Annotated in this window: 22 protein-coding genes, 1 tRNA gene and 4 pseudogenes; 13 read left to right on the forward strand and 14 right to left on the reverse strand. The window is 65.6% G+C overall.

All coding sequences use genetic code 11. The annotated features are described in order from the left end of the window. Positions 1 to 6: 6 nt before the first annotated feature. Positions 7 to 558: an FHA domain-containing protein FhaB/FipA gene (locus tag JOE53_RS14375; RefSeq protein WP_061683288.1), complete on the reverse strand. Its 552-nt coding sequence runs from the start codon at positions 556 to 558 to the stop codon at positions 7 to 9. Further along, on the reverse strand, positions 555 to 1286 hold the full coding sequence (locus tag JOE53_RS14380; protein WP_061683287.1) for an FhaA domain-containing protein: 732 nt from the start codon (positions 1284 to 1286) through the stop codon (positions 555 to 557). The genes JOE53_RS14375 and JOE53_RS14380 overlap by 4 nt, the downstream gene beginning before the upstream one ends. 208 nt (positions 1287 to 1494) lie before the next feature. On the opposite strand from JOE53_RS14380, the gene JOE53_RS14385 reads away from it, so the two are divergent. The 3 genes and pseudogenes from JOE53_RS14385 (at position 1495) to JOE53_RS14395 (ending at position 3260) form a co-directional block, all read left to right on the forward strand. Then, positions 1495 to 1578: transfer RNA gene (locus JOE53_RS14385), tRNA-Leu, on the forward strand. Between the two features lie 252 nt (positions 1579 to 1830). Beyond that, positions 1831 to 2725 (forward strand): annotated as a pseudogene (locus JOE53_RS14390) (IS5 family transposase). A 37-nt stretch (positions 2726 to 2762) separates the two neighbouring features. After that, positions 2763 to 3260: a hypothetical protein gene (locus JOE53_RS14395; RefSeq protein WP_204948125.1), complete on the forward strand. Its 498-nt coding sequence runs from the start codon at positions 2763 to 2765 to the stop codon at positions 3258 to 3260. Here the strand turns inward: JOE53_RS14395 and JOE53_RS15230 are convergent. The 4 genes from JOE53_RS15230 to JOE53_RS14415 form a co-directional block, all read right to left on the reverse strand. Then, positions 3179 to 4315, reverse strand: coding sequence for a tyrosine-type recombinase/integrase (locus tag JOE53_RS15230; protein WP_204948126.1), 1137 nt, complete (start codon positions 4313 to 4315; stop codon positions 3179 to 3181). The genes JOE53_RS14395 and JOE53_RS15230 overlap by 82 nt on opposite strands. Positions 4316 to 4327: 12 nt before the next feature. Then, positions 4328 to 4879: an adenylyl-sulfate kinase gene (locus JOE53_RS14405; RefSeq protein WP_005053922.1), complete on the reverse strand. Its 552-nt coding sequence runs from the start codon at positions 4877 to 4879 to the stop codon at positions 4328 to 4330. Between the two features lie 151 nt (positions 4880 to 5030). After that, positions 5031 to 5951: a hypothetical protein gene (locus JOE53_RS14410; RefSeq protein WP_231860905.1), complete on the reverse strand. Its 921-nt coding sequence runs from the start codon at positions 5949 to 5951 to the stop codon at positions 5031 to 5033. A 44-nt stretch (positions 5952 to 5995) separates the two neighbouring features. Then, positions 5996 to 6460 (reverse strand): hypothetical protein, encoded by a 465-nt coding sequence (locus JOE53_RS14415; protein WP_157557044.1) that lies wholly within the window; start codon positions 6458 to 6460, stop codon positions 5996 to 5998. Between the two features lie 214 nt (positions 6461 to 6674). Between JOE53_RS14415 and JOE53_RS14420 the strand changes: the two are divergent. Then, positions 6675 to 7542 (forward strand): annotated as a pseudogene (locus JOE53_RS14420) (IS5 family transposase); the annotation flags it as partial. Between the two features lie 14 nt (positions 7543 to 7556). Here JOE53_RS14420 and JOE53_RS14425 read toward each other — a convergent pair. Together JOE53_RS14425 and JOE53_RS14430 are read right to left on the reverse strand one after the other, a co-directional pair. Next, positions 7557 to 8093 carry a GNAT family N-acetyltransferase gene (locus JOE53_RS14425; RefSeq protein WP_005053911.1) on the reverse strand — a complete coding sequence of 179 codons (537 nt, stop codon included), beginning with the start codon at positions 8091 to 8093 and terminating at the stop codon, positions 7557 to 7559. A gap of 59 nt (positions 8094 to 8152) precedes the next feature. After that, on the reverse strand, positions 8153 to 9154 hold the full coding sequence (locus JOE53_RS14430) for an IS481 family transposase (protein ID WP_204948127.1): 1002 nt from the start codon (positions 9152 to 9154) through the stop codon (positions 8153 to 8155). Between the two features lie 150 nt (positions 9155 to 9304). On the opposite strand from JOE53_RS14430, the pseudogene JOE53_RS14435 reads away from it, so the two are divergent. Together JOE53_RS14435 and JOE53_RS14440 are read left to right on the forward strand one after the other, a co-directional pair. Further along, a pseudogene (locus JOE53_RS14435) lies at positions 9305 to 10199 on the forward strand (IS5 family transposase). A 37-nt stretch (positions 10200 to 10236) separates the two neighbouring features. Then, entirely contained in the window at positions 10237 to 10734 is a 498-nt protein-coding gene (locus JOE53_RS14440; protein WP_204948125.1) for a hypothetical protein, read from the forward strand. A gap of 174 nt (positions 10735 to 10908) precedes the next feature. On the opposite strand, the gene JOE53_RS14445 is transcribed toward JOE53_RS14440, so the two are convergent. Then, positions 10909 to 11511 carry a helix-turn-helix domain-containing protein gene (locus JOE53_RS14445; protein WP_204948128.1) on the reverse strand — a complete coding sequence of 201 codons (603 nt, stop codon included), beginning with the start codon at positions 11509 to 11511 and terminating at the stop codon, positions 10909 to 10911. Positions 11512 to 11624: 113 nt separating this feature from the next. On the opposite strand from JOE53_RS14445, the gene JOE53_RS14450 reads away from it, so the two are divergent. The 7 genes from JOE53_RS14450 (at position 11625) to JOE53_RS14480 (ending at position 15961) form a co-directional block, all read left to right on the forward strand. Then, positions 11625 to 11828 (forward strand): helix-turn-helix transcriptional regulator, encoded by a 204-nt coding sequence (locus tag JOE53_RS14450; RefSeq protein ID WP_061681382.1) that lies wholly within the window; start codon positions 11625 to 11627, stop codon positions 11826 to 11828. Next, a complete protein-coding gene (locus JOE53_RS14455) occupies positions 11825 to 12130 on the forward strand; it encodes a helix-turn-helix domain-containing protein (protein WP_197461869.1) in 306 nt (101 codons plus the stop codon). Before JOE53_RS14450 ends, JOE53_RS14455 begins: the two co-directional genes overlap by 4 nt. Next, entirely contained in the window at positions 12127 to 12864 is a 738-nt protein-coding gene (locus JOE53_RS14460) for a hypothetical protein (protein WP_061681372.1), read from the forward strand. Before JOE53_RS14455 ends, JOE53_RS14460 begins: the two co-directional genes overlap by 4 nt. A gap of 252 nt (positions 12865 to 13116) precedes the next feature. Further along, the gene (locus JOE53_RS14465; protein WP_204948129.1) at positions 13117 to 13854 is read left to right on the forward strand and encodes a hypothetical protein; all 738 of its coding nucleotides are present in this window, start codon (positions 13117 to 13119) and stop codon (positions 13852 to 13854) included. A gap of 358 nt (positions 13855 to 14212) precedes the next feature. After that, on the forward strand, positions 14213 to 14482 hold the full coding sequence (locus JOE53_RS14470) for a hypothetical protein (RefSeq protein WP_061681368.1): 270 nt from the start codon (positions 14213 to 14215) through the stop codon (positions 14480 to 14482). 25 nt (positions 14483 to 14507) lie between these two features. After that, complete coding sequence (locus JOE53_RS14475) at positions 14508 to 15725, forward strand: hypothetical protein (RefSeq protein ID WP_061681366.1); 1218 nt, start codon at positions 14508 to 14510, stop codon at positions 15723 to 15725. Next, entirely contained in the window at positions 15722 to 15961 is a 240-nt protein-coding gene (locus JOE53_RS14480; protein WP_204948130.1) for a hypothetical protein, read from the forward strand. The genes JOE53_RS14475 and JOE53_RS14480 overlap by 4 nt, the downstream gene beginning before the upstream one ends. Positions 15962 to 16192: 231 nt before the next feature. On the opposite strand, the pseudogene JOE53_RS14485 reads toward JOE53_RS14480, so the two are convergent. The 5 genes and pseudogenes from JOE53_RS14485 to JOE53_RS14505 form a co-directional block, all read right to left on the reverse strand. Then, positions 16193 to 17370: pseudogene (locus JOE53_RS14485) on the reverse strand (IS3 family transposase). 61 nt (positions 17371 to 17431) lie between these two features. Further along, positions 17432 to 17650, reverse strand: a complete 219-nt coding sequence (locus JOE53_RS14490) for a DUF3800 domain-containing protein (RefSeq protein WP_204948131.1) — start codon at positions 17648 to 17650, stop codon at positions 17432 to 17434. 155 nt (positions 17651 to 17805) lie between these two features. Continuing rightward, on the reverse strand, positions 17806 to 18096 hold the full coding sequence (locus JOE53_RS14495; protein WP_157557049.1) for a hypothetical protein: 291 nt from the start codon (positions 18094 to 18096) through the stop codon (positions 17806 to 17808). After that, complete coding sequence (locus tag JOE53_RS14500; RefSeq protein ID WP_082784318.1) at positions 18093 to 19301, reverse strand: tyrosine-type recombinase/integrase; 1209 nt, start codon at positions 19299 to 19301, stop codon at positions 18093 to 18095. Before JOE53_RS14500 ends, JOE53_RS14495 begins: the two co-directional genes overlap by 4 nt. Positions 19302 to 19564: 263 nt before the next feature. Continuing rightward, on the reverse strand, positions 19565 to 20233 hold the full coding sequence (locus JOE53_RS14505) for a GntR family transcriptional regulator (RefSeq protein WP_036286782.1): 669 nt from the start codon (positions 20231 to 20233) through the stop codon (positions 19565 to 19567). Between the last annotated feature and the right edge of the window lie 492 nt (positions 20234 to 20725).

The following is a 20725-nucleotide window of genomic DNA, read 5'->3' on the forward strand; positions in this document are numbered from 1 at the left end:
GGCGGGCTACTTCCTCAGCTCGAACGTCGTCGCGCCGACCTTGATCGGTGCTCCCACGCGGATGGGCACCGGGGTGCTCACGCGAGCACCGTCGTGCCAGGTGCCGTTGGTGGAGTCGAGGTCCTGGATCATCCACTGGTCGCCCCAGAGCAGCAGGCGCGCGTGGTGGCTGGAGGTGTAGTCGTCGCGGATCACGAGCCCCGACTCGCTCGAGCGGCCGATCGTGAGCGCCTCCGAGCCGAGCGGCAGCTCGAGGCCGGCCTTCGGGCCGCTCGTGATCACGATGCGCGACACGGCGTCGCGGGTCGCCTTCTGCGGTCCGCTCGGGCTCGCAGCGGCGGCGGGAGCGGCCGGGGCGATGGGTGCCGTCGCCGCCTGGGCGGCGGCGGGCGCGGATGCCGCGGCGGCGACGCCCACGCCGGCGGCCGCGGGTTCGGCGAGCTTTCGCACCTTGACGCCGAAGAGGTCTGCGCGCAGGGAGTAGACGACGGCGAAGACGAAGAACCACAGCAGGATCAGGAAGCCGATCTGCAGCAGCAGGAGAGTCAACTCGCTCACGCGGGTCCTCCGATTCCAAAGGCGCGGGTCGCGTCGGCGGCAGAGGTCGTGGGGCGAGGGGGCGCGGCCTGTGCGATGACGCGGAAGACGATGTCGGTGCGGCCGATCGTGACCACGGAGTCGGGGGGCAGCGGCGCTTCGGTGATCTTCGTGCCGTTCACCTGCGTGCCGTTGGTCGAGCCCAGGTCGCGCACCATGGCGCGCTCGCCGTCCCAGAGGATCTCGACGTGACGACGGCTGGTCCCGGCATCCGGGATCGTGATGTCGGCGTCGCTGCCGCGCCCGATGACGGTGCGCCCCTTCGCGAGGGTGTGCGAGGCTCCGGCGATCTCGACGACGCCGCGCCAGGCGACCTGGCCGGCCGCGGTCTGCGAGGCGACGCGCAGCGTGCCCGTCGAGAGGGTGGGGTCACCGGCCAAAGCGATGGTGACGGGACCGGCGAAGCTGAACCCCTGCGCCTTCGCGTGGGCGTCGACGAGGGTGTGCAGTTCGGAGTCGAGCGCGCTGCCCAGGCCGAGCATGCGCTCGGCATCGGCCGGCGACATGCGCACCTCGAAGGTGTTCGGGGCGAGAATGCGGTCGCGGCTGACGACAGCAGCCTTCGCGTCGAGTTCGCTGCGCAGGGCGGCCGCGATCTCGACGGGCTGAATGCCGCTACGGAAGGACTTCGCGAACGCGCTGTTGACTGCGCGCTCGAGTCCCTTCTCGAAGCTGTCCAGTAGTCCCACAGGGCTCCTCAGGATCGCCGACCGGTGCGTACATGCTAGTTGCACAGGCTGAGCAGACGCGGAACGCGCCGAGCTGGCGCGCGCTCAACGACCGGGAGGTGGCCGGGCGCGGTCGTTGAGCGAGGCGGGCACCGCCGAGTCGAAACGGGTCTCGGGGCGTGATATCCTCGGGAAGTTGAGTCCGTGAGATCTTCGGATGTCGTGGCTCGCGCGAGTGGCGGAATAGGCAGACGCGCTGGCTTCAGGTGCCAGTGCCCGAAAGGGCGTGGGGGTTCAACTCCCCCCTCGCGCACAGCGAAGAATGGACCCCCGACCTGGGATTTACCGGGCGGGGGTCGGTTCGTTTTGTGCCCGGTGCAACGATCTCTGCAACAGGGATGTTCATTCAGCCCCACCGCCTAGCAGACCGGCGAGCCGTGAAACGGCGTCCCGCTGCATCGTGGGCGTCACGTGACTGTAGATATTCATCGTCGTCGAGATGTTGGAGTGCCCTAGGGCGTGTTGCTAAACCGTTCTGGCTGGCTGTTCGGCGAGTCTTGAACGCGTGTCGCGTGATGTGATCTCGGATGAGGCCTGGGCTGTGATCGGCCCGTTGTTCCCGAAGGTGAAGTCGACGGGTCGGCCGCCGTTGGATCGGCGCACGGTGGTCGAGGCGACGGCGTGGCGGTTCCGCACGGGCGCGCCGTGGCGGGACGTGCCGGAGCGGTTCGGGAACTGGAACACGATCTACAAGAACTTCAACCGGTGGGCCGAGCAGGGCGTCTGGGCGCGACTGCTGGAGCAGGTGCAGTCCCTCGCACAGCGGTCTGGGGACTTGGACTGGGTCACATCCATCGACTCCACGATCGTGCGCGTGCATCAGCACGGCGCGACCCTCCCGCGCACCACAGGGGGCTTCATCGAACTACAGGAAGTTCGGTGATGAGCCACCCGATCATGCGATCGGCCGCTCCCGCGGCGGGCTGACGACGAAGAATCACCTGGTCTGTGACGGGAAGGGACGTGCACTCGCGTTCATCCTTACGCCTGGGCAGGCGGCGGATACCAGCATGCTGACAGCGACGTTGGGCGAGATCCGCGTCCCCGGTGCCCGGGGCAGGCCAAGGGTGAGGCCGGACCGGGTGCTCGCGGACAAGGGTTACCCGTCGAAGGCGAATCGGGCTTGGCTGCGCGAGCGCGGGATCGCGGCGACGATCCCCGAGCGTGACGATCAGATCGCGCACCGACGCAAGCGCCGCGGCAGACCGATCGACTTCGGTTATGAGCAGCGTGTCCGCTACCGCGGTCGCAACGTCGTGGAGCGGTGCTTTAACAGGCTCAAGCAATGGCGCGGGATTGCGATGCGCTCAGATAAGACCGCCCGCAACTACCACGCTGGGCTCTGCCTCGCCGCGACACTCCACTGGCTCACCGGCGCCATCAGCAACACTGCTCAATGAGGCGCCCGCACCATGAAGCGGGTGGAAGGCTTGAGCCATGGCACCTTCCCGTGATCGCTACCGCAAGTTGCGGCAGACGTACACGAGCCTCGGACTGGGCGAACTGACCGCGGCGACAGTATTCGCCGGCATCGCCGCCAGCGGCCTGATTCCCGTCACGTCGACCCGCCCCGGCGCACTGGCGTTGTGGTCCGCGCTTGCCCCCCTGCTCCTGATCCTCGCCCAGGCGGGCGTCTACTGGCTCATGGCGCGCGAATGGGCCGGGCGAGCACGAATGCCCACCTGCGTCGCCGGAGCGTACCGAGCTGCCCGTCTCCTCGATCCGCTCGTTCTGGCTTTGGGACTCATCGGAATCGTCGCTTGGTTCCCCTCCGGCGCAGACGCGGCCCTCGTCCTAGGCGTCTGGGTGTTCGCTGCCGCCGAGTATGCGAACTACTTTGTCGTGCGGCTTGCCTACCCAGTCCATCGATGGGCCGCGCATGTAACGCAGTGGCGTACGCCTCGATTGATCAAAGACCTCGATCGGGCCCGATAGCACGCCGCCTCCGGATCGCATGGGCCCTCCACTGGGTCACCGTGGGCTTTAGCAACACTGCCTAGGCGTTCCTGCACGACCTTCGGGTGCACTCCAAGTTCGAGCAGCAGTGTCGCGTGAGTGTGGCGAAGTCCCTTGAGGGTCAATCGCGGCAGGTGATCTGCGCCCAAGTCTGCGCGGGCCTTTGCCACTCGGTGATCCCAACGGCGCCCGATGTCGTCGGGTTTACGCAATCGTCCGCTGAGGTCCCCGAATACGTAGGCGTCTGCTCGTGCGAAGTCGAGAGCTATCGTCCCGCGCGTAGCTTTCCATTTCCGGAGAACCTCAGTGGTGGCCGCGTCGATATCGATGGGCCGAGCCACGCCGGTCTTGGTCGTCTTAGTCCTGTCTCGCCTGGTCGTGTCGGCAGCGCGGCGGAGCGCGATCTTTCCCGCGGTCAGATCGACGTCGCCCCACCTCAGAGCGAGTGCCTCCGAACGGCGCATTCCAGTATGGGCGTAGAGGTGCCACAGCGAGTGAAACTCGTCGTTGTAGACATCGCGCGACCATGTGAGGAACTGGCGTAGTTCAACCGCCGTCCAGGTTTGGATCTCTGGTCGCTGTGCCCGAACCTGCTTCCCCGTCGGTGCCTTCACGGTTCGGCGCTTCTTGGCGACGTTCACGACGATGTGACCGTCGTCGATTGCGGCATCGAGCATGGCGCCGACCAGCACATGCACCTTCTGCACCGAGTTCGCGGACAATCCGGCGCCAGGGCGCTTATTGTCGGCCCGGCCGTGGTCGAGGAGCGCACCGTAGTGCTTGTGGAGGGCTGTGGCGGTGAGCTTGTCCAATCGGATCGTTCCGAGCTGCGGTTCCACATGGTTGCGGACTATCTTTCGGTACCCCTCGATCGTTGATGCTTCAAGCGTCAGGGAGTCGAGCCATTCCTGCGCGTACTCGCCGACGCTTGGGGCACCTCTTCTCGTCAGCCGACCGTGTGAACGCAGCTTTCGGCGGGCCTCTTGTAGCGCATCGTCGGCATCGGCCGCGGTTCGATAGCCGGCTTTGCCCACTAGGCCGTGTTGCTAAACGCTCTCCGCGGCGCTCGGGGTGTCCAGCCAGCCCGCGCTGACAAGGATCTCGTGCGCGATCTCCGCGACGGAGCGGCCGTCGGTGGCGATGCGTGAGACGGTTTTGTCCGCCGCGTCGAGTCGTCGCGCTGCGAGGTTGCTGCGGTCGATGTGCTCGGCCAGCGCGGTGCCGATCTCTCGTTGCGCGAGTCGATGGGCTGCGGTCGTGTCGGTTGATGTCAGCAGGACCGCGGATGAATGAGTCTCGCCGCCGAGCGCGGCCTTCAGTTCCGTGACCTGCAGCACGCTCACGGTGTTGGTGAAGATCAGACGTGAGTAGCCGACGGCTCGGTAGTTCTTCCACATCGCCGCGAGGTTCTGCTCCGCGAGGTTGATGCCGTCGCGCCAGGGTTGTGGGTATGCCTGGTCGAGGTTGTCGCCTTCGATGAGTGCGTGGCGGATGTCGGCGCGGGCCAGGATCCGGGAGACCTCCGCGGCCACGGACGACTTGCCCACTCCCGAACGGCCGCCGATGAAGATGACGTCCGTCGGGGTGTCGGTCTGCATCTGCTCATCTTGTCGCATCGCGCGACGATGTCAGCTCTAACGATGTGAGCCAGTGCAGTGTGGCCCCCAGGCAGAGAGCGGCGTGATAGTTGCTGCTCGATAGGATCGGTGGGATGTCTCGCATGAGGCGGCGAGGATCTCCGGGCGTTGGTTAGCGCGACGTTGCCAGAAGAGAACGGGCCTTGGCGAGCTTTGTTGCGTCACCGCGACTCAGGGATTTGAACTCATCTGCGTGCGAGGAGATGTATTCGTCCTGCCACGCAGAAGCGACGGCGACTCTCAGCCCGGTAAGGCCCGTTGAGAGCTTGCAGTTGACGTCCGAGGCGGCGACTTGAATCTCGGCGGCCGACGCTTTCGATGTTGCCCACTTCGGGTCATTAATCGCGGCCGCAGGCGTCTCGTACGTGAACCCGTTTGCCTTCATGCATTCGCTCCAAGAACGGAACGCGGCGAGCACGCGAGGGTCTCTGTCCGATTGGCGCAGGCCGTACGCAACGGTCGACTCGAGGAGGGCTTGGCTCGAACCGTCGTCGCCGGTAATGGAGCGAGCTTCGGAGATGCAACCCCCCGCAGGAACAGTTTGACCGTTGATCTCTCGATCGGAGCCGTCGCCCATAGCAATGTCCAGGGCGCGCTCGTCGAGAGAACTCGCGTCCTTCTCTGCGATCCCTGCTCCTTCGCCTGACTCGAGGATCTCGTCGCCTACCACGTGGTAACCAGTGCTCTGTGCTTGCGCCAGGTCCAGCACCCCGAACAAGCGATCGTAGTCATGACTCTCGGCGGGAACTGTCTGCGGCGGAACGTCGAACGACTCGCCGAATCTTGCCATGCAAGACTGCATCGCCTTGTGTTCAGCCAGGAAGACCACATTCTGATCCTCTGGCGACATTCGGTAAGAGTCGACGGGGAAGACGATGTCGCTGCCTACACGAACATCGGTGACCTGGCCGAGCTTTAGCTCCTCCACGGCAGCAGAAGCGTCCGATGCCGCTCCGGTCGGTGCCGCCCCGCCGGCGCCTGCTGGCTGGACACGGGACTGGGCAACGACACTCGTTGCAACACCGAAGCTCACGACTCCGATGGCAGCAGTTATGACTACCGCCGTCACCCGGCGGGCTAGAAGCTGCATACTGTCCCCGCATTCCAACAGAGCGATGAAATCTGATCGTTATACGCCACCTGTGTAACCGACGTCAGCGGGTAGATGGTCTGGTAGGCCCCCGAGTAGTACGCGTCGTTGAACAGGCGGACCTTGTAGGTGGCATCCCTGTTCTTCGCGCCGCTGATGGTGTCGTTGAGGTTGCACTTCGGCGCATACCCCTGGATGTTGTTGCACGTATCGGGGTTGTTGTACGTGTGTGGCGGCCAGTTATTCATGTTGCCGTAGCTGCCATCGAACGCAGACCAAGGATGCAGCACGCTCGAGGCGTAGGGGTCGTCAGGCGGCCCGAAATTCAAGCTATCGTTGTACACGCACACATCTCCCGAGGAGCACGTGTGCCCTGAAGCAAGAGCCACGCCCGGCGCAAGACTGAGGCCAAGGACTGCACCGCCCACCGCCGCTGTCAGCATGTGAGCCACGAGGCGGCCCCGTCTCTTTCTGGTACCGCCTACGTCCCGGACAACCGACCTAGCGAATCGCCTCGTCATGCGGGCATCATCGCATCGCTACTCCCGATGGGTCAATAGCTACCTTGGGTACCCATGATCTCTACAGGGCTAGAAGTCTGCGCATACGGCCACTAGGCCGTGTTGCTAAACGCCTTCGGGCTACCCGTGGGCGAGTCTTGGACGCGTGTCGCGTGATGTGATCTCGGATGAGGCGTGGGCTGTGATCGGCTCGTTGTTCCCGATTGCGAAGTCGACGGGGCGGCCGCCGGTGGATCGGCGCGCGGTGGTCGAGGCGACGGCGTGGCGGTTCCGGACTGGTGCGCCGTGGCGGGACGTGCCGGAGCGGTTCGGGAACTGGAACACGATCTATAAGAACTTCAACCGGTGGTCCGAGCAGGGCGTGTGGGCGCGGGTGCTAGAGAAGACGCAATCGTTTGCGCAGCAGTCCGGCGATCTGGACTGGGTCGCGTCGATCGACTCCACGATCGTGCGCGTGCATCAGCATGGCGCAACCCTTCCCCGCGTCACAAGGGGACCTGTCGAACTACAAGAAGTTTGGTGACGAACCGGCGGATCATGCGATCGGCCGTTCTCGCGGCGGGTTGACGACGAAGAGTCATCTGGTCTGCGACGGGAAGGGACGAGCTCTCGCGTTCATCCTCACGCCCGGGCAAGCGGCGGACACCAGCATGCTGACCGCGACACTGAGCGAGATCCGCGTGCCAGGCGCCCGGGGAAGGCCGAGGTCGAGGCCGGAGCGGGTGCTCGCGGACAAGGGCTACCCGTCGAAGGCGAATCGCGCCTGGCTGCGCGAGCGCGGGATTGCCGCGACGATCCCCGAACGCGACGATCAGATCGCCCACCGACGCAAGCGCCGCGGGCGGCCGATCGACTTCGGCGACCAGCAGCGGGCCCGATACCGCGGCCGCAACGTCGTCGAACGGTGTTTCAACAAGCTCAAGCAGTGGCGTGGGATCGCGATTCGCTCAGACAAGCTCGCTCGCAACTACCACGCCGGCCTTTGCCTCGCCGCGACGCTCCATTGGCTCAGCAGTGGTGTCGTCGCTCATTCCGCGATCGGCAGCGCGAGATTCGTCGTAGGGGCGGGGTCGGTCACCAGTCGCGCGTGCGTTTCAACGTCGTAGCGAACATTGCCGTAGCGGAGCTTCTCCCGCTCGATCCCTTCGGCGAGAAATCCCGCCGCGGTCGCCACTCGACATGACGCGGGGTTGTTCACCCGGTGCCCGAGCTCGAGCCGATGCAGCCCGTTCTCAAAGGCCCAGTCACTCACCACGATGAGCGCACCCGTCACGTATCCCTTCCCGCGCGCTTCGGCTGCGAGCCAGTAATACATCCACGCGGTCTCGTGCCGAAACTCGATCGCGGACGCTCCGACGTTGCCGATCGCAACACCGTCCTCGACGACGGCCCAGTTCTTCACGTGCTCGTCGAAGCGCAAGGACTGGTCGATGAACGCCTCAGCAGCTGCCCGGGTTGACAGATCGGCGCCGCCGAACTGAGTCGCCAGATCGGAAGTGCTCTGAAATGCCTCGCTCAGCGCCGACGCATCGCGACTGTTCCACGGGCGAAGCGAGACACTCACGCCCCCAATCCTGCCTCACTTGGCAGCCGTGAGTCGGACGCAGCCTTTAGCAACACGCCCTAGGTGTACTTCCCCGTGACGTTGTGAACGCGGGCTGAGGGGGTCTGGCCTCCGATCCCGGTGTGGGGTCTGTGGTGATTGTAGTGATGCAGCCAGGTCTCGTATGCCGCGGCTCGCTCTGCTTCGCTGGCGTAGGGCTTGGCGTAGGCCCATTCGGCGGCGAGGGTGCGGTTGAAGCGTTCGACCTTCCCGTTGGTCTGCGGCCGATACGGCTTTGTCCACTTGTGCTTCACCCCGTCGCCGAGCGCGTCCGCGAACGCGTGTGACCGGTAGCACGCGCCGTTGTCTGTCATCACGGCGGTGACCGTGACTCCGAGGCTCGCGAAGAACGCGTTCGCGCGGGTCCAGAACCCTGCCGCGGTCTCCTTGCGTTCGTCGTCGAGGATCTCCGAGTACGCGACTCTCGAGTTGTCGTCGACGGCGTGGTGCAGATACCGGTAGCCGCGGGAGCCGGCCGCTCCTGACCGTGCGGCCTTGTCACGGACGGATCCCGCGGCACGGTCCTGCGCCGATCCGCGGCCGAAGACGCGCCAGCCGCCGCCATCAGGGATCCGGCCCTGCTTCTTGATGTCGACGTGGATCAGCTGGCCCGGTCTTGCGACCTCGTACCGCTTCGGCGTCGGCTTGCGGACTGGCAGCCCGGTGGCCTGATCGATGTTCACGAGCTTCGGCATCCCATACCTGGCCAGCACCCGGCCGACCGTCGAGCGGGCAAGGCCCAGGTGATACGCGATCCGGTGCGGACCCCACCGGCGGGTGAACCGCAACGACACGATCCTCCGCTCCGTCTTCCGCGGGAGCCGGTTCGGCGAGGTCTGCGGCCTGAAGCTGCGGTCCGTCAACGGCAGCCCGGCCCGATACCGGTCGACCCACCGTTTCGCCGTCGCGGGCGAGCACTGGAACCGTTCCGCTGCCCGCCGCAACGACCAGCCCCGATCCACGACGAGGACAGCAAGACGACGACGCCCTTCCGGCGTCAAAGGCGCGTTAGCGTGAGACACGAAGACCTCCGTGGTCAGGATGCGAGTGTGGTAACCCACATCCTGCCCGGAGGTCTTCGCCTACCTCACCCGTTCACAACCTCCCGGGGAAGTACACCTAGGGCGTGTTGCTAAACCGTTCTGGCTGGCTGTTCGGCGAGTCTTGAACGCGTGTCGCGTGATGTGATCTCGGATGAGGCCTGGGCTGTGATCGGCCCGTTGTTCCCGAAGGTGAAGTCGACGGGTCGGCCGCCGTTGGATCGGCGCACGGTGGTCGAGGCGACGGCGTGGCGGTTCCGCACGGGCGCGCCGTGGCGGGACGTGCCGGAGCGGTTCGGGAACTGGAACACGATCTACAAGAACTTCAACCGGTGGGCCGAGCAGGGCGTCTGGGCGCGACTGCTGGAGCAGGTGCAGTCCCTCGCACAGCGGTCTGGGGACTTGGACTGGGTCACATCCATCGACTCCACGATCGTGCGCGTGCATCAGCACGGCGCGACCCTCCCGCGCACCACAGGGGGCTTCATCGAACTACAGGAAGTTCGGTGATGAGCCACCCGATCATGCGATCGGCCGCTCCCGCGGCGGGCTGACGACGAAGAATCACCTGGTCTGTGACGGGAAGGGACGTGCACTCGCGTTCATCCTTACGCCTGGGCAGGCGGCGGATACCAGCATGCTGACAGCGACGTTGGGCGAGATCCGCGTCCCCGGTGCCCGGGGCAGGCCAAGGGTGAGGCCGGACCGGGTGCTCGCGGACAAGGGTTACCCGTCGAAGGCGAATCGGGCTTGGCTGCGCGAGCGCGGGATCGCGGCGACGATCCCCGAGCGTGACGATCAGATCGCGCACCGACGCAAGCGCCGCGGCAGACCGATCGACTTCGGTTATGAGCAGCGTGTCCGCTACCGCGGTCGCAACGTCGTGGAGCGGTGCTTTAACAGGCTCAAGCAATGGCGCGGGATTGCGATGCGCTCAGATAAGACCGCCCGCAACTACCACGCTGGGCTCTGCCTCGCCGCGACACTCCACTGGCTCACCGGCGCCATCAGCAACACTGCTCAATGAGGCGCCCGCACCATGAAGCGGGTGGAAGGCTTGAGCCATGGCACCTTCCCGTGATCGCTACCGCAAGTTGCGGCAGACGTACACGAGCCTCGGACTGGGCGAACTGACCGCGGCGACAGTATTCGCCGGCATCGCCGCCAGCGGCCTGATTCCCGTCACGTCGACCCGCCCCGGCGCACTGGCGTTGTGGTCCGCGCTTGCCCCCCTGCTCCTGATCCTCGCCCAGGCGGGCGTCTACTGGCTCATGGCGCGCGAATGGGCCGGGCGAGCACGAATGCCCACCTGCGTCGCCGGAGCGTACCGAGCTGCCCGTCTCCTCGATCCGCTCGTTCTGGCTTTGGGACTCATCGGAATCGTCGCTTGGTTCCCCTCCGGCGCAGACGCGGCCCTCGTCCTAGGCGTCTGGGTGTTCGCTGCCGCCGAGTATGCGAACTACTTTGTCGTGCGGCTTGCCTACCCAGTCCATCGATGGGCCGCGCATGTAACGCAGTGGCGTACGCCTCGATTGATCAAAGACCTCGATCGGGCCCGATAGCACGCCGCCTCCGGATCGCATGGGCCCTCCACTGGGTCACCGTGGGCTTTAGCAACACTGCCTAGGCGCGTGCCTGCTTCGGGTTGTTCAGGATCGACAGGTGCGCGCAACTGCCAGCGCCACCGCTGCCCACTCTTCGTTGGGTAGGGCGTGATCGAGCCGACGCCGCGACGCCTAGACACGGGACTCACGAAGGATCGCAACGCCGCCGGATGCGGATGGCACGTGTTGCACACCCAGCCGATTGAGAGCTTTGCTAAGTTGGTCTATGTACCGCTCCTGCGCAGAGAGACCTTCGATCGCGATCTCCCTCGCGGAGCCTTCCGCTGTCTCGGCTCGATGGAATGCGTCGACGTACTGCAACATCGCGACGCGGAAGCGGAAGCGCAGCTCGTAGGCGTCGGTGATCTGGTTATCGGCGGTCTCGATGCCGACCGTGAGGTCGCCGGCAAGCCAGTCGACCGCATCCCACTCGCTGAGCATTTGGCCAGGCAGAACCTCGACCCGGCTACTAGTAACCAATGGGGCGAGCAGCGCGAAGGGTGGCACCTCCAGCGCGGCAGCGAGGACGAAGAGGTCGCCCAGAGTCACCGACGCCCGCTCCCCGTTCTCAAGCTTCGCGATTACAGATCGGTGCACCTTGTGCCCTAGATCGGCGGTGCGGTTTGAGAGCGCCTGGGCACTCAGCGGAGTGGAACGATCCTGCCGAAGTTGTCGGACGTTCCGGCCCACGGCGGCAGCAAGCCGCGCATCCCACGACTGTTGATCTACTGCCATGGATCAGAACACTACTTGACGGACTTGCGCTAATCAACGCCAGTACATAATCTGTCACTCATCGGAACTGGTGTCGCATTGTTTGATCCGATTTAAGACAGGAGGAACCACGCATGGCGGTTGCGCAGCGGGCTCTCAGCACTGACGGTGCGGCGGCGTATCTGGATATGCCGCCGGCCACACTCGCTTATTGGCGGAGCATCGGCGTTGGCCCGAAGTGGTTCAAGCTCGGACGACGCGTCAGATACGACCGAGCCGACCTCGACAGCTATATCGATGTTCAGAGGGAAGCCTCGCAGCATGGGCGGCAACTGTGACCGCCGATCCGGAGCGGATGACGATCACGGTCAAGGAAGCCGCTCAGATGCTCGGGGTCGACCCGCGTACGGTCACATCTGCTCTGAGTACGCGTGGTGGCAACATCCCCGCCCGCGCCGTCGGGCGAAGAGTCGTGATCCCTCGCGCGTCGTTCCTGGCATGGCTATCGGGTGATACCAAGGACGCCGAGTCGCCGCATGGTGAGAGTCGCGAGAGCGAAGTCGCTGCCATTGTACGGACGAAGCTCATTGAGTTGCTGGGCACGCTCGGTGCGAGCGAGAGTCCGAGGGCGCCGCAGTGAGTACTTCGGACAAGCGACTATTCGCGAAGTTCACGCTGGACTTCCCGACCAATCCCAAGATCGCGGGCCTTTCCGATGCGGCGTTCCGCGCGCTCGTGGAGGCGGTCTGCTACAGCCGGCAGCACTTGACGGACGGGTTCATTCCGTCTGCTGTAGCCCGCAAGATGTGGGGCGATGCCGTGCTCGCAGAGTTGCGGACCAACCATCCCGATCGGCCGAGCCTTACCGAGGACGACGGCGGCTTTCGCATCCACGACTATGCGTCGCACCAGCTCACCGCCGCCGACATTCGGTCTCTCCAGGAACGTGGTCGGAAGGGCGGGCAAGCGAAGGCTGAGGCACGGCGGCTAGCACCGGCTAGCGATCGGCCAGAGCTACGCGTTGGCAACGGCACAGCGTCGGCTCTACAGAGTCAAGAGTCAGAGATGACTATGGCGAGCTTTCCTGAGTCCAGTCACTACCCGACCGCGCGCGATGCGACTGACGGCATCGATGCAATGACGGCGAGATTGGCCGGTCAGCAGGGAATCACCGATCTCGGCGCGGTGATCTCAGCCGCCGACAGTCACGTCGATCGGCGGCTCGATGCCAGCGGCGCTCTCCGCCTGAGTCTGCACATTCTCGGCAAGGCGGCATCGACGCCGACGAACGCTTTGCCCTACGTGCTCCGCTCTATCGAGCGGTCGCCCGCAGAGGTCCAGCAGTTCATCGACAAGGAGTTGATCGCTCTATGACGTAGCCAACGCTTAGCCGGTGCTAGCGAGCGGCCACGGCTTTTTTTCTAGCACCCGCTGATACCCCCGCCTTCCGGCAGCCTTCTTTCCCCCCGAGAACAGAACCAATCCCCTGAAAGACGAACATCAATCATGAAGTTCAGAACGCATCCCACAACCAAGGAAGCCGCACCCGTCGCATCGCTCGTCGAGCGGCCCGAGCTGTGGACACCGCCACACCTCACGACGATCTACGACGAGGTCGCGGCTGGCGTGCGCGAGCGCGTCACTGTCGCGACCGCCGTGAGCTGGTACGCAGACCTGTCGGGCGGGAACAACCCGCTCGCGGGTATCGGTCAAACGCGCGACGCGGTCGCACGGCGGGGCGCGCTCGCTGATCACCTCCGCGAAGCAATCGCACATCTGTGCTACAACGGAGTGCGACCCGGCAGCGTGGGGTACCCGACGACCGTGACTCCTTACGTCCCGCCGCGCACTCTGGATGGTGAGCTGCGCGGAGTCCTGGTGCCCGGTGAACCGGAGCTCGTGGGCCTCGCCGCTCGTAAGTGGAGCGAGGACACGGCCGCCGAATTCGAGGAAGCCGTGATGACGGCAGTTCGGGCCGTGCTCGACGATCATCCCCGCGCCTGGCAAGCGTTCCTCCACCTCGTCACGATCAGGGAGGCGAACGCCGAGATTGCTCGCCGCACGGAGGCAGCACAGCGCGACGAGCAATTCCGGGCGGCACGGGAATGCCCGGTGTGCGCCTCCACGGACTGGGACCGACACGGCGAGGTCACGCAGCGCGCGCTACTCCAGTCCTGGCGAAACGGCGTCCCGGACAACCCCCGCATCCTCGCGGTTCGTTCGTGCGAAGCGTGCTGGCACATCATGTCGGACGCGCTCCACGCACAACTCGCGAACGAGCACGTTGGCAACGGAACCCAGACACGCGCCGATGCGGCAATGCAGACTCTCCGATCGCTGAGCGAAGGCCATGAGCGCGCCTGACCAGTGCGGATGCGGCTCGCCCGTCTTCATCAAGAAGACGGGCGAGTGCGCCCCCTGCTACCACCGCCGACGCAACGCCGAGAAGCGGGCCCACGCGCTCGCTCAGCCCTGCAAACGCTGCCGTCGACGCCCCGCCTCTGTAGCAAGCACCGGACTATGCACCGGCTGCACCACCGCACGTCGGCTCGCAAGACACTCCCGCGTTGTGAGCTACGACGCGGCTCACGCGCGCGTCAGAGCGCTCCGGGGGTCGGCATCCTCCTGGCGGTGCGTTCGATGCGGCGAGCCCGCCCAGGAGTGGGCCTACCGCGGCGGCTCGCCTCGCGAGCGTCGCGGGGCTGTCGCGGACGGGCGGCGCGTGCGCGGCATGGCGTGGTCGCCCGACCCGAGCGACTACGACCCGATGTGCCGCTCCTGCCACGGCTCATCCGAGCGGGCCGACTACGGCAAGGGATACCGCAACGACGCCGACCGCGCCCGCGAACTCAGACGCGAATGGAAACGCCGGCAGTACGCCCGCCAGGTCGCCGCTGAAGCCGGCAGAGCCGCCTACCGGGCACGGAAGCGTGCCGAGCGAGCCCGGCGCGTCGAGCGTCAGGCGAACCCTGACAACCAAACCGAGAACTGACAACACACCTAAAGGAGCCATCACCATGTCACGCAGCCCCATCGAGATCGCAATCGCGAGCGAAACCAAAGCCTTCAAGCAGGGCATCGAGACCGGCGTCGTCAAGCCGCTGGAAGATGCCATCAAGTCACTCCGGGAACTCGGCGACGCCGAAGGTGCCGACCGGCTGGAGCGGTCGCTCCGCGACGCGCAGAAGGCCACCGAGCAGCTCGAAGACAAGACCCGCGACGCTGCCCAGGCGATCGAGCGCGAGTACAAGAACGCCTACCGCGAGGCGCGCCGAGCCGCCGACGACGGCACCGGGCGCATGAAGGCCGGTGCGGAGGAAGTCACCCAGGAACTCGGCCAGAACATCGGCGAGGCCGTGTCGTCGGTGCGGGGCGACCTCTCCGACCTCGGCCAAGTCGGGCAAGACACGCTCGGCGGTCTCGCGGCCACGCTGGCCGGCGCGGGCCCGGCTGGCCTCGTCGGCGCAGCAGCACTGGCCGCAGCGGCCGTCGGCGCCGGCGGGCTCACTGCGGCTCTGGAGGATGCCGCCGCGAAGCAGGAACGGCTGAAGGAGCAAGCGGCCGAGTGGGCGCAGGCGTACATGGAGGCTGGCAGTAGCATCCTCAACACCTCGCAGATCATCGCCAAGGGAGAGCAGATCTTCGGCGACCCCGAGAAGCTCGCCGAGGCGCAAGAGAACATGCACGCCTGGGGCGTCGAGCTGGACGTCGCAGTCGCAGCGATGGCCGGCTCCCAGTCCGCGATCGACGACGTTTCGGCATCCATCGACCGCCAGGCCGCCGCGCTCGAGGCGAACGCGAGGGGAGCGGACAACTATGCCCAGAACATCGAGCAGGCGACCACCGGGCAGTCCTCAGCGAACGATGAGTTCCTCAAGGGCAAGGCGGCGTTCGATGAACTGACCGGCGCTATGGACATCGGACAGCAGACGGCTGGCTACTACTCGCGCATGCTCCGAGACCTCGCGGCCAACACAGACGGCGCGAAGAGCATCGTCGACGAGTTCGGTGACAGCATCACCAGCCTCCCCGACGGCACCACGATCTACATCGATGCGGAGACGGGGCGCGCCACGACCAAAGTCGACGACATCAAACAGAAGATCTACAGCATCCCCGACAAGACAGCCGTCGTCCGCGTCGAGGTCGACTCGTCGGCATGGGATCGGTGGAAGCCGTCCCTAAAGGTGGGCGCGGTGGCTACGGCGCGCACGGGCAACCAGGTGTGGGAGTGAGCGTCATGTCGCAGCGAGACGACATGCGGCACCGGCTCCTTGCCGCCGCCGCACACGACGAGGAAGTTGCGATCGAACTAGACGAGGACTCGGCACGATCCTTGATCGGCGCAGCTCTCGATGTCATCGGGATGCTCCTTGGCCGATGCCGTGCCCTCGAACACCGGACCATGGACGATCTGGTGACCGAGATTCGTGCAGATCTGCTCATCCTGGGGGCCTCCGCGCAAAGCTGAGTTCGGCGGCGGCCTCATATCGCGCGGACACGGGGACGGTGCGGCTCCGTCACAATCGTTTGCATGTTCCTACTCGTTGTTACGCTGACCGTTGTTGCAGGGCTTGCCCAGATGATCGGCGTGCTTTTGCTCGTGTCACGTGCGATCGCTGCCCGCAAGTTGATGAGGTCTGGTGCGCACCTACTCATCAGCGGAGGGGGGCGTGGGGAACGATTCGGTGACAGGTTTGGTTTAGGCCGCGAGTGTGAGCGGCTCGGCTAGCTTGGCTTCGAACTCGATGGGCGTCAACCCGCCGAGGGCGTCCTGTGCTCGTTGCCGGTGATACTTCCGCTCGATCCAGACGACGATCGCGAGCCGTAGTTCCTGCCGTGTTGTCCACCGCTGCTGGTTGAGCACGTTCGTTTGCAGCAGCGACCAGAACGACTCCATGGCCGCGTTGTCCCCCGCGGCGCCGACACGGCCCATCGATCCGACCATGTCGTGACGGCGCAACTCGCGAGCCATCGCCCTACTCCGAAACTGGCTGCCCCTATCGGCATGCAGGATGCAGCCCGCGACCTCACCGCGGCGGGCGACGGCGTTTCGGACGGCGTCGACGGCGAGCTTCGCGGTCATCCGATCCGCGATCGAGTAGCCGACGATCCGGTTGGAGAACACGTCCTTGATCGCGCAGCAGTAGAGCTTGCCTTCGCTCGTCCAATGCTCCGTGATGTCCGTGAGCCAGACCCTGTTGGGCGCGTCGGCGCGGAACACACGGCGGACGTGGTCGTCGAACACGGGCGGGCCGGCCTTCTTGCCCTTCCCGCGCCGCCGACGCTGCGCGGACGAGAGGATCCCTGCCTGCGAGCACAGTTTCCACGCCGTCCGCCGACTCATCCGCCACCCCGCCCGGCGGGCTTCGTCGGCAAGGTACCGGTATCCGAACGTCGGGTCGTCGTGATGCGCGTCATGCAACGCGTTGATCCGATACGCGCGGACCACATCCGCCTCCCTGATCGGGTCGTTCCGCCACCGGTAGTAGGGCTGGCGGGCGAGCTTCAAAACCCGGCACGACACCGTCACGGGAATCCCCGATTCGGCGAGCTCAGATACGAGCGGGTATGTCATTTTGGGGAGCCACCGAGCCGCAGATTCGCCTGTGACAGATACGCCGTCGCACGGCGGAGGACCTCGTTCTCCTGCTCGAGCAGGCGGATCCGCTTCTTCAACTCCCGCGCCTCGGCCGCATCGGCAGCGGTCTGGCCGGGACGGTTGCCGTCTTCGACATCCGCTTGGCGGAGCCAGTTCTGCAGCGTTGGTTCGCTGATGCCGAAGTCAGTGGCGATCTGTTTGATGGTGACGCCGCTCTCACGGCTGCGAGCGACCGCGACAACGGCTTCGCGGAACTCTCTGGGATAGGGACCGGGCATGATGACATCCTCCCCGCCAGCACCTCCCGGCACTAACGATCAGTTGTCACCGATTCGTTCCTCACGCCCCCTTCATCTCGAAGGCGATGACCTCTGAGAGCTTCGTCTCCTCACGATTCAGGATCGGATTGAACTGCTTCTTGAGTTGGAGGAAGTCCCAGACGAGGGCCTGAGCCCTTGAGGAGTCAACGATTAGCCCGCCGATGACGAGCACCGGCGGGTCGGTACGTGTGCGCAGCGGCTGTTCGTCCCCTGACTCATCGAGATAGCACAGCAGCACGTAGACTCCCGGATACAACTACGGCCATCGCTGGAGAGCGATGGCCGTAGGACTTGCTGCACCAGGTGCAGCGAACGCTTAATGCGTTCCCGATTATCTCAACGCTTGAGTGGAACCGCAAATTCCTCACTCTATCGGCGTGTCTAGTGTCACGATCAGCTTCGGCTCATCTCTTCGAACTTCATCGCTTCGACCGCGCCCGCGATGTCCCGCAGCTTCTCAGCGAGGACGGCCAGATCTGCACCTGCGGCGACTACCCGCCCGCCAACGACCATCTCCCAACGGACCGGGGCGCTTCCCTTCTGAGTCCGATAAATCGCGGCACCATGCACGATGTCGCGACCGTGATCGACATGTAGCCATTCGCTCGGCTCTTGTCCGACGCCGCCGTGGTTGTCGATGTCTCCGTTGCACCAGGCGATCGGGCACTCCATTCGGTCGGTCATAGGTCCGTCATCGCCTCAACAAGAGTGCGCATGTGCGCGTCCGAGACCTGCACATAGCGTTGAGTCGTCGCCGCACTGGCATGGCCCAACAGCTTCTGCAGTGTGAAGACGTCTCTGTTGTGGTGATACGCGCGCGTTGCGAATCGGTGCCGCAGGGCGTGCATGGTCACACCTTCAGGGAGCAGCCCGCCGATCTGCTTGCCGAGGTAGCGTGCCGACAGGTGTCCCGATCCCTTGTGCCGTTGCTTCTCCACAATCCGGCCCGGGAAGAGATAGCCCTCGGGACGGCGGAGGATCACGCTTGCCAGATCCGGGGGGACGGGAAGCACACGGGTCTTCGATCCTTTGCCATGTACGGTCAACCAAGTTCCGTCAGTTCGCCGGATGAGGTCCGCCGAGTGGATGCGAGAGACCTCTTCTCGGCGCAAACCGAGTTCCGCCGCGCATCGCAGCGCGAGTGCCCACCGTTCATCCGCCCTTTGCAACGCGAGCGCGTACTCCTGGTCGGCAGCGGGTCGCGGCGTGGGCTCGTTGGTGCGGACCTTGGGCAGTTTCTCGGTCGGATCGACGTCAAGCATCCCCTCATCCACGGCCCACTTGAAGAAGCCATGAAGGGTCACTTTGCGGTGCCGCCGGGTTTCCTTCGCCCACACCTTCGCCGCCTGCCACTCTCTGATGTCTTGCGTGGTGACTTCGAACGGGGCAAGCCAGTCGTTATCCCGTGCGAAGGTGCGCAGTTGCTCCATGCGTGCGCGGATCGTTTGTGGAGCGTCACCCTTCGAGCTCAGGAAGCGCTCGTACTCGACGAGAGGCTGTACCCAACGGTCTGGGATGGCTAACCGTGTCGCACGGTACCCCGGCTCCGCCGTTGGGTTGCTGCTGACGCGTTCAGACTCATAGGCCCATCGGTAGAATGCCCGCAGACTGTCCCGCATGGAGGCCTTTGTCGCGTCCGAGACCTCTAGCGATTGCAGCCATCCCGCGTAGTCCTCGAAGCGGACGTGCCAAGGGGAGCCCTCGAAGTAGAGCGCGAATCGCCGCACGTGCTTAACCCGGCGAGTGATCGTTGCGGGTTGGCATCGGTTCGCCAGCTGGGCAACTTCAAAAGCTCGAAGCGCGCTGAGCCAGCGGTCGCGCTCCCCAGCAGCGAGGTTGGCACCCTGGTGCCACATGCCAGTTGTGTCAGGGCGCGTGGGCTTTTCCATCTTTCTTCTCCTTACGAATTTTGCAACGTTGTATGCAACTCCCTGGTTGCATCTTCGTGACGCTGGGGGTTGGTAGGCACGTGGCGGATCGGTTCACTTCGCCGCTATCTGGCGAGCTGGAGGGGGTCTGGGTGGTTGGATGCGCTCACAGGCGGAAGAGTTCAACTCCCCCCTCGCGCACAGGACGTGCGAACGAAGAGGCCGGGCCGGACATCAGATCCGGGCCCGGCCTCTTCGTCGATGTACCCCCGGCCGAACGGGCCTCACGGGTGCGCGGGCCGTGCGGCGCCGGGCGTGACGCCGTACAGCCGCCGGATGGTCTCTTCGGCGCCGGCCGCATCGCGCGCCGAGATCCGGTCACGCAGCAGCTGCCAGTTCTCGCGGCGCGGCGCGGCCTCGGCCCGGACCCCCGACCATCCGCGCAGATTGCGTTCGACGACGATCGAGGTCTCATGGATGATCGTGTCGAACACACTGTTGCCGGTCGCCCGCGCAGCGACGATGCCCAGGCGGGATGCCGCGGAGAACACCGCGGCCGCGTTGCCGGTGTCGATGCCCGCCAGCGCGGCATCCACCGTGGCGACCAGGTCGGCCAGGTCGTCGTCCGAGCACCGTGACAGCGAAAGGCTGAGCGCATTGCCCAGGAAGTAGGCGGCGAACTCGCCGGTGTCGCGGCGCAATGCGTCGCTGGGAGCGGTGACACGCGTGTAGCGGCCGACCGCGATCTCGACGAGCCCGAAGCGCTCCAGTCGTTGCAGTGCTTCTCGGACGGGTGTTCGCGACACGCCCAGCTGCTGGGCGAGCTCGACATCGCGGAGGCGATGTCCGGGAGGGAAAGTGCCGTCGGCGATCGCCGCGCCGATGCGCGCGTAGATCTCGTCACTCAGGATCATCCCGCTGACGAGCTCGATCGGGGCGAGGGTGGCACTCATTTGGAACGAATGGTACGTCGCCGCACCCGGCCGCGACAGGGGACGCCGCTGCGGGCCCACGCTCAGACGCGCGGCCGGACCAATGGTGCACCCGCGGCGAACGCGTGCACTGCGAATCGAACGCCCATCCGCTCGTAGGCGGCGGCGTTCGGGTGAAGCCCGTCATCGAGGTCGGCCATCTCGGCATCCGGGAGCAGACTCCGGCGTCGAGGAAGATGAGGCGCGGATCATCCGCACGCGCGGCGAGCACCCTCGAGACGGCGTCGCGCACGACACGGAGATTCATCGCGCGACGACGAGCTGGGAGCGCTGGGACTCCCTCCTCCCCGATGGCAGCGTGAACCCCGGAGAGAGCTCTGCGCGCCGCGTACGAGGCTCCGGACGGCATCGAGGTGGACATCGCGCCGACGCTGAGCGGGCGGGCGGGCGGAGCGCGTCGGCGTCGTCGGAACCATGGCACCGCCCACCGTCGGAAGGTGACCCGGCGGCGAG

The sequence above is a fragment of the Microbacterium laevaniformans genome (assembly GCF_016907555.1).
In the GTDB taxonomy this organism is placed as follows: domain Bacteria; phylum Actinomycetota; class Actinomycetes; order Actinomycetales; family Microbacteriaceae; genus Microbacterium; species Microbacterium laevaniformans.

Excerpts from the sequence above, each read along its gene's own strand:
- JOE53_RS14395 (WP_204948125.1), top strand. The coding sequence starts at position 2,763 with ATGGCACCTTCCCGTGATCGCTACCGCAAGTTGCGGCAGACGTACACG.
- JOE53_RS14405 (WP_005053922.1), bottom strand. The coding sequence starts at position 4,879 with ATGCAGACCGACACCCCGACGGACGTCATCTTCATCGGCGGCCGTTCG.
- JOE53_RS14440 (WP_204948125.1), top strand. The coding sequence starts at position 10,237 with ATGGCACCTTCCCGTGATCGCTACCGCAAGTTGCGGCAGACGTACACG.
- JOE53_RS14445 (WP_204948128.1), bottom strand. The coding sequence starts at position 11,511 with ATGGCAGTAGATCAACAGTCGTGGGATGCGCGGCTTGCTGCCGCCGTG.
- JOE53_RS14450 (WP_061681382.1), top strand. The coding sequence starts at position 11,625 with ATGGCGGTTGCGCAGCGGGCTCTCAGCACTGACGGTGCGGCGGCGTAT.
- JOE53_RS14475 (WP_061681366.1), top strand. The coding sequence starts at position 14,508 with ATGTCACGCAGCCCCATCGAGATCGCAATCGCGAGCGAAACCAAAGCC.
- JOE53_RS14495 (WP_157557049.1), bottom strand. The coding sequence starts at position 18,096 with ATGACCGACCGAATGGAGTGCCCGATCGCCTGGTGCAACGGAGACATC.
- JOE53_RS14500 (WP_082784318.1), bottom strand. The coding sequence starts at position 19,301 with ATGGAAAAGCCCACGCGCCCTGACACAACTGGCATGTGGCACCAGGGT.
- JOE53_RS14505 (WP_036286782.1), bottom strand. The coding sequence starts at position 20,233 with ATGAGTGCCACCCTCGCCCCGATCGAGCTCGTCAGCGGGATGATCCTG.